Source organism: Psychrobacter sp. UBA6766, from assembly GCF_002453355.1.
In the GTDB taxonomy this organism is placed as follows: Bacteria; Pseudomonadota; Gammaproteobacteria; order Pseudomonadales; family Moraxellaceae; genus Psychrobacter.
Map to the genome: position 1 here is coordinate 31,110 of NZ_DKGQ01000039.1, position 12,820 is coordinate 43,929.

At 39.5% G+C, this 12,820-nt stretch carries 18 protein-coding genes and 1 other RNA gene; 4 read left to right on the top strand and 15 right to left on the bottom strand.

The annotated features are described in order from the left end of the window. Positions 1-91: 91 nt before the first annotated feature. Complete coding sequence (locus tag B4K26_RS08245; RefSeq protein ID WP_296244759.1) at positions 92-715, bottom strand: anthranilate synthase component II; 624 nt, start codon at positions 713-715, stop codon at positions 92-94. 652 nt (positions 716-1,367) lie between these two features. On the opposite strand from B4K26_RS08245, the gene glnA reads away from it, so the two are divergent. Together glnA and B4K26_RS08255 are read left to right on the top strand one after the other, a co-directional pair. Further along, positions 1,368-2,777, top strand: a complete 1,410-nt coding sequence (glnA, locus tag B4K26_RS08250; RefSeq protein WP_296244760.1) for a type I glutamate--ammonia ligase — start codon at positions 1,368-1,370, stop codon at positions 2,775-2,777. 193 nt (positions 2,778-2,970) lie between these two features. Then, on the top strand, positions 2,971-3,777 hold the full coding sequence (locus B4K26_RS08255) for a DUF4124 domain-containing protein (RefSeq protein WP_296244761.1): 807 nt from the start codon (positions 2,971-2,973) through the stop codon (positions 3,775-3,777). Positions 3,778-4,065: 288 nt separating this feature from the next. On the opposite strand, the gene B4K26_RS08260 is transcribed toward B4K26_RS08255, so the two are convergent. Further along, positions 4,066-4,782: an SIMPL domain-containing protein gene (locus tag B4K26_RS08260; protein ID WP_296244762.1), complete on the bottom strand. Its 717-nt coding sequence runs from the start codon at positions 4,780-4,782 to the stop codon at positions 4,066-4,068. Positions 4,783-5,067: 285 nt separating this feature from the next. Here B4K26_RS08260 and ffs point away from each other — a divergent pair. Beyond that, positions 5,068-5,164, top strand: an RNA gene (gene ffs / locus B4K26_RS08265) — signal recognition particle sRNA small type. 113 nt (positions 5,165-5,277) lie between these two features. On the opposite strand, the gene B4K26_RS08270 is transcribed toward ffs, so the two are convergent. The 10 genes from B4K26_RS08270 to B4K26_RS08315 all read right to left on the bottom strand — a co-directional run bounded on the left by B4K26_RS08270 (position 5,278) and on the right by B4K26_RS08315 (position 9,468). Next, on the bottom strand, positions 5,278-5,493 hold the full coding sequence (locus B4K26_RS08270) for a helix-turn-helix transcriptional regulator (protein WP_296244763.1): 216 nt from the start codon (positions 5,491-5,493) through the stop codon (positions 5,278-5,280). Further along, complete coding sequence (locus tag B4K26_RS08275) at positions 5,486-5,668, bottom strand: hypothetical protein (RefSeq protein WP_296244764.1); 183 nt, start codon at positions 5,666-5,668, stop codon at positions 5,486-5,488. The genes B4K26_RS08270 and B4K26_RS08275 overlap by 8 nt, the downstream gene beginning before the upstream one ends. After that, positions 5,661-5,861, bottom strand: coding sequence for a hypothetical protein (locus tag B4K26_RS08280; RefSeq protein WP_296244765.1), 201 nt, complete (start codon positions 5,859-5,861; stop codon positions 5,661-5,663). The genes B4K26_RS08275 and B4K26_RS08280 overlap by 8 nt, the downstream gene beginning before the upstream one ends. Before the next feature lie 119 nt (positions 5,862-5,980). After that, on the bottom strand, positions 5,981-6,343 hold the full coding sequence (locus B4K26_RS08285) for a hypothetical protein (RefSeq protein ID WP_296244766.1): 363 nt from the start codon (positions 6,341-6,343) through the stop codon (positions 5,981-5,983). Between the two features lie 130 nt (positions 6,344-6,473). Beyond that, the gene (locus B4K26_RS08290; RefSeq protein WP_296244767.1) at positions 6,474-7,517 is read right to left on the bottom strand and encodes a RecT family recombinase; all 1,044 of its coding nucleotides are present in this window, start codon (positions 7,515-7,517) and stop codon (positions 6,474-6,476) included. Positions 7,518-7,521: 4 nt separating this feature from the next. Then, positions 7,522-7,854 carry a hypothetical protein gene (locus B4K26_RS08295; protein ID WP_181210019.1) on the bottom strand — a complete coding sequence of 111 codons (333 nt, stop codon included), beginning with the start codon at positions 7,852-7,854 and terminating at the stop codon, positions 7,522-7,524. Further along, a complete protein-coding gene (locus B4K26_RS08300; RefSeq protein ID WP_296244768.1) occupies positions 7,854-8,870 on the bottom strand; it encodes a YqaJ viral recombinase family protein in 1,017 nt (338 codons plus the stop codon). The genes B4K26_RS08295 and B4K26_RS08300 overlap by 1 nt, the downstream gene beginning before the upstream one ends. A gap of 2 nt (positions 8,871-8,872) precedes the next feature. Further along, on the bottom strand, positions 8,873-9,112 hold the full coding sequence (locus tag B4K26_RS08305) for a hypothetical protein (protein ID WP_296244769.1): 240 nt from the start codon (positions 9,110-9,112) through the stop codon (positions 8,873-8,875). Beyond that, on the bottom strand, positions 9,105-9,257 hold the full coding sequence (locus tag B4K26_RS08310) for a hypothetical protein (RefSeq protein ID WP_296244770.1): 153 nt from the start codon (positions 9,255-9,257) through the stop codon (positions 9,105-9,107). Before B4K26_RS08310 ends, B4K26_RS08305 begins: the two co-directional genes overlap by 8 nt. A gap of 10 nt (positions 9,258-9,267) precedes the next feature. Then, entirely contained in the window at positions 9,268-9,468 is a 201-nt protein-coding gene (locus B4K26_RS08315; protein ID WP_296244771.1) for a hypothetical protein, read from the bottom strand. Positions 9,469-9,769: 301 nt separating this feature from the next. On the opposite strand from B4K26_RS08315, the gene B4K26_RS08320 reads away from it, so the two are divergent. Beyond that, positions 9,770-9,946 carry a hypothetical protein gene (locus tag B4K26_RS08320; RefSeq protein ID WP_296244905.1) on the top strand — a complete coding sequence of 59 codons (177 nt, stop codon included), beginning with the start codon at positions 9,770-9,772 and terminating at the stop codon, positions 9,944-9,946. Between the two features lie 82 nt (positions 9,947-10,028). On the opposite strand, the gene B4K26_RS08325 is transcribed toward B4K26_RS08320, so the two are convergent. The 3 genes from B4K26_RS08325 to B4K26_RS08335 are packed head-to-tail and all read right to left on the bottom strand — an operon-like array spanning position 10,029 to position 12,772. After that, a complete protein-coding gene (locus B4K26_RS08325; RefSeq protein WP_296244772.1) occupies positions 10,029-10,721 on the bottom strand; it encodes a hypothetical protein in 693 nt (230 codons plus the stop codon). Further along, on the bottom strand, positions 10,699-11,802 hold the full coding sequence (locus B4K26_RS08330) for a hypothetical protein (protein ID WP_296244773.1): 1,104 nt from the start codon (positions 11,800-11,802) through the stop codon (positions 10,699-10,701). Before B4K26_RS08330 ends, B4K26_RS08325 begins: the two co-directional genes overlap by 23 nt. After that, positions 11,795-12,772: a hypothetical protein gene (locus B4K26_RS08335; RefSeq protein WP_296244774.1), complete on the bottom strand. Its 978-nt coding sequence runs from the start codon at positions 12,770-12,772 to the stop codon at positions 11,795-11,797. The genes B4K26_RS08330 and B4K26_RS08335 overlap by 8 nt, the downstream gene beginning before the upstream one ends. Between the last annotated feature and the right edge of the window lie 48 nt (positions 12,773-12,820).

The following is a 12,820-nucleotide window of genomic DNA, read 5'->3' on the forward strand; positions in this document are numbered from 1 at the left end:
CGGCAGAGGTCATGATATTCTCACTTATTATTATCTTTCATAATTGTCGTATAAATTGATTGGGTTAAATAAAGCGTGTCTTTTAAAGTCGCTATCCTACTTTTGGCAAGTTATCCGAGGGCATTATTGCTAATTGATGCGTTTGCAGAAAGTTATTCAACAGCTGATAACCTGCTTCGCTTAAAATAGACTCGGGATGGAACTGAACGCCTTCAATCGCCAATTCGCGATGGCGGATGCCCATAATCTCTTCGATATTACCATTCGCGCTTTGTGTCCAAGCACTGATTTCAAAGCAGTCCGGTAAGCTTGCTTTATCAATCACCAGTGAGTGATAACGGGTAAATTGTGCTGGATTTGGCAAGTTGACAAACGCGCCTTGTCCATGATGATAAATAGCCGATAAACGACCATGCATGACTTCGCTCGCTTTCACGATTTTACCGCCAAACGCTTGTCCAATCGCCTGATGACCTAAGCAGATACCTAGTATGGGAATGACGCCTTTAAAAGTTTTAATGACTTCTAACGAGATACCAGCGCGGTCAGGATCGCAAGGTCCGGGACCGATAACAATGGCATCTGGTGCTAAAGCCTTAATCTTATCAATACTGATTTCATCGTTATACCAAACTCTGATGTCCTGCTGCAATTCGCCGAAGTACTGGACAATATTGTAGGTAAAGCTGTCATAATTATCGATCATCAAAATCATTATTTGTTCAACTTAATTTGTTCAACTTAGTGTCTTTAGTTTAATGTCTTTAACTTAATAGGTTCAACAGCGATGCGATTTTAAACGCTGTCATCTTAACACTATTTTGTTATCTATCAAATGCAGTGGTCACGTACCCTGATAGATAGCAATAGCACCATAAAGGTGCATTTTCTAGGTTAGGCTTTTAAAATATTGCACTTTTATAGGACGTTATTTAAGGTGTGAGTATTTACGATGGTTAGTTAGATATTATGATTGGTATATAAATTATGCTTGAGTAGGAAAGTATACAATTTATAAGTAATTGAATATATTAAAAATATTCATTATGTGCTGCTTTTTATTATGCCAGCCATTGGATTTATTAACAATGAATTGGCATAGCGATTGCCCCTCTCGTAGGAGTAAATCACTTGTTGTCAAAGCAATGTAAGATTATTTACCAATATGCATTTGAAGAGTTCAGCATTATCAGTCAGATGTTGCTAAAATAGCACCTGCATTTATTTGGCTCAAAACAAATATTTTAACTAAGCGCGAAAAACTCAGTTCAGTTTTAAGAAAGACAGCCTTTTAAAAAAAATTTCTTCTAAAATTTTAATCCTACATTTTAATGTCAGTACCACGATAACCATAAGGGAAACTATCCATGTCGAATAAACTACTTGATCTTATCGAATCATCCAATGCCAAATGGGTCGATTTCCGTTTTACCGATACCCGCGGTAAAGAGCATCACATGACTTTCCCAGCGCATAGTGTCGATGAAGAGGTGATGGAAGATGGCAAAATGTTTGATGGCTCATCGATTGCTGGCTGGAAAGGGATTGAAGCCTCAGATATGATTTTACGTCCTGATCCTGAAACGGCATTTATCGATCCATTCTTTGATGCAGTGACGGTGGTTGTGACTTGTGACATCATTGAGCCATCAACTTTGCAAGGCTACGACCGTGATCCACGCTCTATTGCGCGCCGAGCAGAAGAGTATTTAAAATCAACGGGCATTGGTGACACCGCTTTTTTTGGTCCTGAGCCTGAGTTCTTTGTCTTTGATGAAGTAAAATGGTCTATCGATATGTCTGGTGTTAGCCATGAAATCGTCGCTGAAGAAGCCGCTTGGTCAACCAATAAAGACTATGAGTGGGGTAACATGGGCCATCGTCCTCGCGTTAAAGGCGGCTATGTACCAGTACCACCCGTTGATAGCTCACAAGACATGCGTGCGGTGATGTGTGATCGTATCGAAGATATGATTGGCGAAGGTTGCATTGAAGTCCATCATCACGAAGTGACACCAAACCAGTTAGAGATTGGCGTGGCTTTTAACACGTTAGTTCGTAAAGCTGATGAAGTACAAAAGCTGAAATATGCCGTTCACAACGTTGCCCATCAATTTGGTAAAACCGCAACCTTTATGCCAAAACCTATCGTTGGTGATAATGGTTCTGGTATGCATGTGCATGTTTCTATCTCAAAAGACGGCGTCAATACCTTTTCAGGCGATGAGTATGCCGGTCTATCAGAAACCGCGCTATATTTTATCGGTGGTATCATCAAACATGCGCGTGCATTAAATGCCATTACCAATCCATCGACCAACAGCTATAAGCGCCTTGTGCCACATTATGAAGCGCCTATTAAATTGGCCTATTCGGCGTCTAACCGCTCAGCATCTATCCGTATCCCGCACGTTAGTAGTCCAAAAGCGGTGCGTGTTGAAGCTCGATTCCCTGACCCAGCAGCTAACCCGTATTTAGCGTTTGCGGCGTTATTGATGGCAGGTCTTGACGGTATTCAAAACAAAATGCATCCAGGCGAAGCCGCTGATAAAAACTTATATGACTTACCGCCAGAAGAAGAAGCACTCATTCCAACGGTTGCTGAAAACTTAGAAGTGGCGCTACAAGCGTTAAAAGATGACCATGAATTCTTATTAAAAGGCGATGTGTTCACTAAAGAGATGCTAGAAGCTTACATTGCGCTTAAACAAGAAGAAGTTCAACGCGTCAATATCACTGTTCATCCAGTCGAGTTTGATTTGTACTATAGCTGCTAATCTACAGTTAACACGCTAAACTCTCCATAAACAAAAACCAGTTAAGGGAATCTTAACTGGTTTTTTTGTGGACAATTAAAGCGCTAGTTTAATTGATAAATTTACCGTGAAGTCATTGCTGATTTAATGACAAAAATATCGCATAATGGTTGCATCTATATATTAATAACAAATCGCTTTAGGCTGACTGACTATGATTTCATCGATTTCATCATTAAAAAATACTGTTTTCAATAAAGGATTGTCGCTAAGCCTACTAACAGGTTTGGTTATTAGTACCGCTAGCCTTTACGCGCCGATGGCAAGTGCCGCTGCTATTTATAAGGTTGTCGATGAAAAGACAGGCCAAGTCACCTTTACCGATCGTCCACAGAGTTATGAGCAGCAAGCAGGCAAGCAAATTAGCCAAACCAGTGTCACGACTGGAAACGATAGTGTAGGTGTAAACGCTGCCAGTCAATCAAATAGCAGCAGCAATCAGCTTACCAATAGTACCCAAGCGCCGCCTGCACCTGCTGACAAACCATCTACTGTAAAAGCGTCTGTTAACTATCAGCTGACGATTACCGAGCCTAGTGAAGAACGCGCCTACCGCCGTCCAGCTCAAAGTATCGATGTCAATGTTCAAGTAAAACCAGCACTACAATTGGGTGATAGAGTGAGCATTATGCTGGATGGTAACGAAGTGGCGCAAGGTTTAAGTACATCGGTTTCTACGGTTGATATTCTTCCCGGCGCACATACGATAAAAGTCGTTCTTAAAAACGAAAAAGGCCAAATCGTAAATCAAGCCGCACGGACGGTTTATGTGATTCAAAATACACAAACCTTGCAAAATAATAAGAAAATTGCCGAGCAGCTGTTGGCATATCAGCGCCTGCCTTGGCATCAAAAAGTGTTATTAAAATTACGTCAAGATGGCAAGCAGCCAAATATGTTGTCATTTACCAAACCGCAAGCGGATAAACCGACGACACTTGAAGAGCCAGTCATAAAGTAATAAGTTATAGATAGCGATAAATGATGCTAATTATTAAATTTAAGAAGCTATGTAAGGTATATTTGATTTAAAAATGTTATAGCGTGGCTGGAATGAATTTTGTGACGCCTTTGGAGTGTGACGCGCACAGCAAGCGAGTAAAATTTATACCAGTCACGTAGATCAATATTCATGACATTTTTATTTTAAACTAACTCCTACAAATAAGGGCAGCCACTAAATACAGCGACTGCCCTCATTTGTAGGAGTTAGTAATAATATCTATTGTTTAACCCATTACCTCTACGTTTATTTCGTTAACTCAATCGTACCATTAGCTGTCACTGAAATGGTGCTGTTGCCTGATTCAAAGTTCTGGCTAGGCACTGAGGCATCTGCTGCTTCAGCTTTCATATTCATCGCTCTATAGATAGGCTGCGGATAATTGTTACCTGTATTCAAATTTACATTGACGACGCGATAGCCGCGTGCATCCCAAGCACGAGTTAAGTTTTTTGCTTGTTTCTGAAAAGCGCGGGAAGCATCGGTCATAAGCTTTTGCTCAAGCGCCTCTTTTTTAGCATCAGATACGCCGAAATTTAGATTTTCCATCACCAAAGTTTCTTGCAAATCAGCAATCAGCTGACTGGTCGCCGCAAAATCTGTACTTTTTAGGTCTATGCTAGCTTGTCCTGTCCAGCCAATGATTTTGTCACTTTTATCATAACGCGGGTAGGTGCGCTGCTGACCTGTGCTCACCGTGACAGTTGGGTAGCGTTTGGCAATTTTCATGGCATTGTTGATAGAGGTATTAAGCGTAGTGGCCAGTGCTTTGGCATTGCTTGCTTGCGCCTTTTTGTACATACTGGCGCGAACTTCATCGTTTTGGATTTCTTCTTTTACTTCTGCCTGAAAAGTCAGCTGATCGTAGCCTGTTGGTTCTGCATGAGCGCTTCCCATCATCGCGGTTAATAATGCTGCCACGCTCGTAACAAGTGCGGCTTTGTTCATCAAGACTTTTTTCATAGTAATCTCCTAGTAAATGGTCATAATATTTGTAATTTGTATCGTTATAGAGCACATGTTTACATCAGCGTTGTTTGTATTCATTTTGGTCAACATGCTCTGACTAAAATAGCAAAAATTCAATAATTTGCTGTGAGAATTTTGTCAATTAAATGAGAGCTTAGATTGGATTGTGAGATTATTTATAGCGATAAGCCACAGGCTTATTTATCTCATAAAGCAAACAGTTTTGTGATGGGGGTTGTAATAATAAAAAATTCTTGTATAATCTGCATCTGGTGGCTCCATTGGTAGCCTCGCAACATTGTTCTATGAATCCCGCCAGGACCGGAAGGTAGCAACGGTAATAGTTATGATGTGTGCCGAGGATGTGCTGATGGAGTCGCTTTTTTTGCCTGTAATTCCTTGATTTATATAGAATTAAGCCTAAAAAACTAGATTTTGATTACCTCTTTGATTACCACTCGCTTTATTTTAGACATAAAAAAACCCGCATTAAGCGGGTTCATTATTTAAAGTCTCGTTAAATTCCAGCAAGTCACTATTCTTAAAATAATTCTTACTAAATAATAATATTGGCTCTGGAAACTTTCCATCTGTCCAATATCGTCGTAAAGTCGATGTGCTTACATCGTACAATTTTGCAACATTAGCCATTGTGGTAAACCCATCTGGGTTCAATCCCTCGATTTGTTCGTTTTGTTCAATCATCTGTCACCTCGCTATTCCATTCAAATTCTTGAAAGCACCCATCGCAATCGTATTGCTCGGTAAGGCAGCTATCAGGGTCGCGATCTGTTTCATTCCAATATTCGCACTTCGGACAATTCCAACCCCAAACCTCTAGTGGGTGCAAGTCGCCACGCTTTAATTTAATATCACTCATAATCTTCACCTAACACATCGGTACGTAGCTGATTAAATGCTTCAGATAGTAATGCGTCTTTAGCTGCAATCTCGCTCTTACCTGAAAAGCCAACCATTACATCAATCTCAACATTGATTATTACGGTTGCAGAACAAATAGAGCCTGTCTTAGTGAAACCTAAAACCTTAACTTCATTTTCAAAATCACTCACAATCAACCCTCCAACTCATGGCCACAAGTCGGACAAACTTGCGGCAATCCCAAATCAATTTCTAGCAGCTCAGCGGCTAGAGCTTCCATTTCTTCTTCGGTGTATTTCATGATCATTCCTTAAACGTCTGTCATCAGCTTGACTAGAAAGTCACCAATTTCCCAAACCATTTTGTCTAGTTTTTCGTTATTGGCTTTGTTCTTTTCGCCATGCTTTATCATCATTATCATTAAATGAACGCCCATCAAGCCGTGTACTTTAGGCTGTAAAGCCGCTGTTTGGTGCGCTTCTTTTAGGAAGTCGATAGGCGGCGCGTATTCGCTAGGTTTTCCCTTTATCGCGATTAACTCGCCTCGTAAGTCCCACAAAAACAAGTTTACTTCTGAGATTAACTTACTTAACTTCTGCTGAGTTACTTCGCCGCTGTTATTTACTTTTGGCATGTTTGCCTCGCTTGCAGTATGAATAGGGTGTTTGAACAAGTAGCTATCCTCTCAAGCTACCCCTGCGTCGTCGCCTTGGTGCGCCCGTGCTCGGACACGCATTTTATGAGCCATCACCTCACCAACTAGCTGATACAGGTTTGTTCAAACGATTGATGGTTGACTGGTATTAACCTTTGGCACCAATTTCTTCAGCAACAACATCCAGCGTATCGTTGAGCATCTTGATATCACCTTCGTCGAAGTCTTGCTGCTTATCGCTAATCAAACCTTTCATACGCTCAACATCATCTAATGACTCGCAAGCTTTGACGTGCTTCATAATATTGTCGTATTCATCAGCCAGAATGATTGACTGTTTCTGATCAGCTAATGCCTGGCGTAGCTCATTAACATCTTCATCTTTGATATTGATAGCTGCATTGTTAACCATCGCCGCAATCTCTTCTCCGATTGGTTTAATCTGCTTAACATTGGTGATTTGCTCAATCGTGCTTAGTAGTTCGCTTGTGTCGTAATACTCAATCACTGGTGCTTCAGCGGTTGGCTGCTTTTTGACGCGATTAAGTAGGGCGGATGCACCGGCATTTTTAGCACTTGGTGTGACATTGCGAGGCACTTCGTTATTACCACGGTCAGCCAGTTCATCAGGTGTATAAACACCTAAGATTACATCAGGGCAATGCAGACGGCTAAAACGCTTGGCTGCTAGGTATGCAAGCTGTTGGCGTGGATCAGCAGCCCATAATGGCGAGTTACGAACATGACCAACTTGTGCCATAGTCAGTGATAACTCGGTTGCCTCATCGTCACCTTTAAACGTAGCGCGGCAGATGACGCCAATGTCAGTAGATTTGTCGTCTTTGCCTTTAACCTTCGACCAATCACCAAAGTATTCAAACTTGATACGATCAACGATAGGTGCGCGGTTGTTAATTACAGCGATAACAAGCTGTGCCTCATAGCCCAATGTGCCATTAACTAAATGTGTCTTTTGAGCTACTGCGTATGGGTCCATTCCCCAGCGTAGTGATTGGCCAATAATTGCAAAACAATCACCGACGTTACCTTGTAGATGCTTTGGCACAGTGCAAGCGCCTTTAGCCATCATTTCAGCTAAGCGATTGCACTTGTTGAACAGGTTGTCATCAAGCGTGATTTGCTGTGGTGAGTATTGCTGATCTTCCATTACTGCGATTTCTTGATTGTCCATGGTGTTATTCCTTATTTTTAGTGTCACTGGTTAAGTCGAGTTTTAGTTGCTGGATGTTGCTTTCGATTTTAGATTCCAATTTTTGGATTGCATGATCGTAAACATGATCAATAATCCAAGGTAATTTATGTTCTAAAGCTGCATCAACCAGGCCGCTTGAGTCCTGAGGGTTGTCAAAAAGGTAACTGCTATCTAGGCTGTTATCTATTTTGACGATGATATCTCTGATATCTGCAGTCTTAATTAGAGCCTGATCAGCTCTCATTTTTTCTATTATCTTTTCTTTAGTAGCAATCAGTTCAGCTATACCAACAATAGTAGTCTCATGAATTTTCATCACTTAACTCTCATTACACGGCTTTCGCTTTGCTTGTTGTACTTCTCAGCAAGCTCTGGCATGTCTTTTTTAAATTGGCTGCTATTAAAGCGGTTGCTCACTTGCGTCTTGTAAGTAGCGACCACCTCACCATCGATTGCCAATGCCTCGTTGTCTTGTATTTGACAAATCAGGTCGGTCTGGGCGAGCTCGAGCGAAGCCTTAATTTCTTTCTCTTGCGCCTTTAATGACTCGTAATGCTCAAAGACTTTGGCGGTTTCGCTATCCGGCTCAACATCAAGCGTCGTATCAGGATTGTGGCGTGGGTACTTATCCTTGGCGTTTTGCAAGGTCGTGGCGTCAGGCTCAACACCTGCTAGTACGTTGTCATTCCAGAAGCTTTCGGCTGCTTCAAACAAGTAATCGATGAAGTCTTGATGACGCTCAATCTTGTACTGGCGGTATTTGTTGCCACCGATTAGTACAGCCATGTGGCAGACTTCAACACCAGTCACGCCCATGTACCACTGAGCTTGGCACTGATACTGGTCAGGCACTTCATCGCTATCCTCGTTGCCCCAATTTTTACCGACATACTCAGATGCAGTCTTAATCTCGACAATCTCATTGGTCGTCAGGCGTCCATTTTTAAAGCGGACATTGCCCCAGCCTTTGACGTGACTATTAACGACAGCGCGATCAATGTTAGCGATGGCCCAACGATGTTCAGGATGACGCATTAAGAAGTTAACGTTTTGAATCTTCAGGCCACTGCGCTTAGAAAACTCACGTGCTACCGTGTCCTCTAATACTGTGCCCCAGTACGCAAATTCGCTCATATCTTCTTCAGGTAGCGGCTGCGTTTTAGACTGATACACGTCATAAGCGGTGGCGTAGGGCGATACGCCGATGATGGCTGCTATGTCGCTACCGCCGATACCTGATTGACGTAAAGTCAGCCAATCCTCACGGCAAAGACCGCTTGTCTTGATTGCGTTAATGTCTTCGTATTTTTCAAACTTGATTGCGGTTCCCATGGTTACTTTCTCCCGTATGCTGTTGCGATAAATTGGTTGGCATGTCTTGCTTGGCGATACTGCTCAGATTGGTAGTAGTCAATAGCTGCTTGCTCTTTAGCTGCGTCGCTGTCTGCTATTGATAGTTTATGCTCAGCAATCATGGCGTCTTGCGCTTGGTCGGCTCGGTCTTGGGCATTAGGTAGCGCGGTACATGCCGCGCCCCCAATGCTGATTAATGCGACAATAATCAGCTTATCCATGAGCCACCTCGACGACTGACTTAAAATCTATCTGACGCTTATAGCGCTGAACTATCACGCTGCGAGCGGCCATCTTGGTTGCTCCCTTAATGCACTCGCTAATATGAGAGCCGTCTATAACGTAGGTTAATTCCCAAGTTTTCATGATGAACTCCTTAGCAATAGCTGCATGACAAGCAGAGGTTTGCGCCTGACTTATAGACTTTTGAAGTTTTGCAGCGCGCGCAATTTGGTAAAAACTTCTGCGCTTCGCGTTCTTGTTCGATACGCTTTAGGCGGAGAGCTTCGATTGCTCTCATTTGCTCCCAAAGACTTGGGTTGCCAAAAATATTGTTTAATACATTGTCTTGTGCCATAATCTTTTTACTCCTTGTTGAGTAAGCCCCTTTTGATGTCCAGTCGAGAAGGGGCTTTTTGTTGTCAAAAATTTGGTACTTCAGCTAACTCTTTGCTAGCCAGTAAATTAATATTACTACCGAAAGTAGTATATTGCAACTAAAAATAGGATAAATTGCTACTTAAAGTAGTAATGCTTTTTAATTCAAGGTTTTACTGGTGCAAAAAAACCCGCTCTAGGCGGGTTAGATAGTGATTGATAAAAGTAGTGCCTGGTGCTATCGTTAAATTTACTCTACTCAATTATTAAGGTAGTAGCCTATGAAGATTTGGTCAGCACTTCTTATCTCTATGTTTATGATGGCGCCAGTGATGGAAGCGAATGCTCGCAACTATCCTTGCTCCAAGAGCATGGGCGGTGTATCGCACTGTAAAGATGGTAAGTTCGTTTGTAAGAATGGCAAGATTAGTCAGTCTAAGAAGGTGTGCAATGGTTAGGGTTTGGTAAATCTATAGGCAATATAAAACCCACTCAAGGTGAGTTAAATGATGGAGTAAACATCAAAATATCTATTAATAATTAAGCGCAACCTATAAATTCTAAATATATCTGTAAGTAACGCTTACTAAATAATTTATAAGGTAGATCGTTGATAGTAATCCTAGAGTTTCTGTTTATTTCAATTAGACCACCTTTAAACTCTTGAGTAGTCAAGCGAGCTTTTATTGATTTTACTGTATAATCCCTACCATCTAATAAGTAATTTTTTATACTTTCTCTAGCGTCTTTATCACTAACTATAGTTAATTGCCCAAGGGCATAGTTATTGATATTAATGTTTTCTATAACTATTTTTTCGATATGCATATCACCGAACTCTATTTCCAGTACAGATAAAAAATTAAAAATATCAATATCTATTTCTGTAATGGAAAAACCGATGCCTACTTCTTGAGTTATTTTATTTATAAATGGTAAAAGAGTCCTAGGCTTAGAGTATATTTCTAATAAATTAACATTATTCAACATAAACCTAAATTCAATAGTAAAATATTCGATTCCTGAAATAGTACTGATCTCACCTCTAGGACTCTCAACCTTTTTTATAAATTTTTTAGTCTTAACAAATGAACCGATTATTTCAGAACGTGTAGATTTTTTTATAATGAAGCCTTCACCTGCTTCTTCAGAGAAAGGATTGTCTAAAAATGTTTTCGATAGGCTCTCTGCATCTATTGGTAGCTTTATTTTAAACCATCTTATTGTTTTCATTAGTTATCTCGGCAGTAACATTTAGCTCGCCATATTCAGACAATATAGACTCATATGAAATCTTGGCAGCTAACTCTATTTTTGGCAACATAACTGAATTCTCAATATCTGAAGGAGAAGATCCATTAGATAAGAAATCACCATTATCCTTTCTCTTATAAACTCTTTGTAATGAGTATATAAAATCTGAACAATCTTCTATATTTTTAAATTCAGCATATAAATCGATTTTATCGCCACTATGCATATCTGACTCAATCGTCCATTCAATTTTGGTCACATAAAAACCTGATTCAACTAGTCTCAAGAACTCCTCTGAGGAGTTAACAGAACCTCCATTTAGGACAGCTTTTCTAATGTAACCTAGCTTGGTGTCAGCATCTTCATCGCTTACCATGGATCGACTTTCTTTACTAACAGCTACCATTTTAACATTAGTCAGCCTATAACCCTTTATGCTTTTTATTAGATTAGAGAAAAACTCAGTTCGAGCTATTGGGCTAGTTAAGGCGGAAAATGAAATATTGAATTCACTGTATTCTTCAGCATGTTTTTCCTTAACGCATTTTTTTATTTTCGATACTATATTAGTTGCCTGTTCATCGTTATTTGAACGTACTAAAACTGTACCATCCGAATTTTTCTCAATTTCTATTTCTACCATTCTTGGTGTATTTTGTGATAAAACATTTTTAGAGTAGTCTGGTTTTGTATAAGATTGGGTTATCTTAATGTTATCTCCATGCTTCTGAATTATAAGTCCATCTTCCTGCTTTTTTATAGAGTCACATATTTTTTTAAATTCAGAATAATCATAGTCAACATCTAGACTAACAGAAGTAAATTTCTTATTTGATTTAGTATCATTGTTAGCGTCTACTATGAATTTTTGATCAAAAAACCCTGTGAAAAATGGCGAGATATATTCAGCAATTTCGTTTTTATCTTCAGCTTCTGAAAGGAGTAGACCTTTATTTTTCAAATGATTAAGCAATATTTTTTTACTTGGAGTTTTTTGTACAAGCGCGTCATAAACGTCTTTATCATCTTTAAAAAATAAGCTTTTTTTGATTCTATTCATTTTGCATACCTTCATTCAAAGGATTGTAAGTATGTTGTATTCTACTTATCAATCTTGCAGTAAGATTCTTGAAATTACTATCCTCTAGGCTTAAACCCCAAGCCTTTGCATATTGTCTCTTTGCACTTTCAAAGTGAATTAATATATTGCTACATTCTGTATTATATAGCACTACTTCTATACTGTTTTTTGTATCTAAAATCTGATAGTTCGATAAAATATCAATAAGATAAATGAATTCATCTACTGTATCGCCACTTTCTTTGTAATATATAACGTATTGTTTTTTACAGATTTCTTTAAACTCAACTATTAAATAAGGTGAAAGAATTGCTTCTGTAGTTGCAGCATAATTATCTAATGAGTGCTTTTTATTCATTACCAGTTGAGGATAAAAGAAATTATAAGAATTAGGGCCCAACTGCTCGTTATCCTGTACTACAAGTCTTAAGTCATTAACTAAGTTTATTAAGTAGTTTATAGTTTCTGGACCAAAGACAGCTACAACTTGACCCTCTTGAATACCTAGTGTTTCTAAGCGAATACCTTGCAATATCTTTAGAAAATCTTTTGAATAATGATTATCATAGTTGAATGTAAATAAAAGTCCTGATACTTCAAAATCATCGTTGGGATCGGTAAATTTCTCCTGCCAATCTGGGCTAATCAAGGCGCATTCGATGGACCTAGCTAAGCTTTTCAAAGAGTTTCTAACCGAAGACTCGGTAATACTTGTAGATTTATAACTTTTTAAATCTGTATTTATGTAGATTGTTTTTCCAGAGTAGGGATGTGTATAGTAGAAAACAATATCTGTAGGATGTTTTTTAAATTTGTGTGTTTGATGCTTTTCAACATTTACACACTCCCAGTCAACATCAGTCAATGGCTTTTCACTCCATTTTAGCCATTTGAAAATATCATCTGAAACTCTATTTGCCAGTTTCGATGTATTTGCTGTTTCTCCCATTTTTTTGCTCCTATAGTGAGAAATGATTTTAAATTTATAGTCAGGATG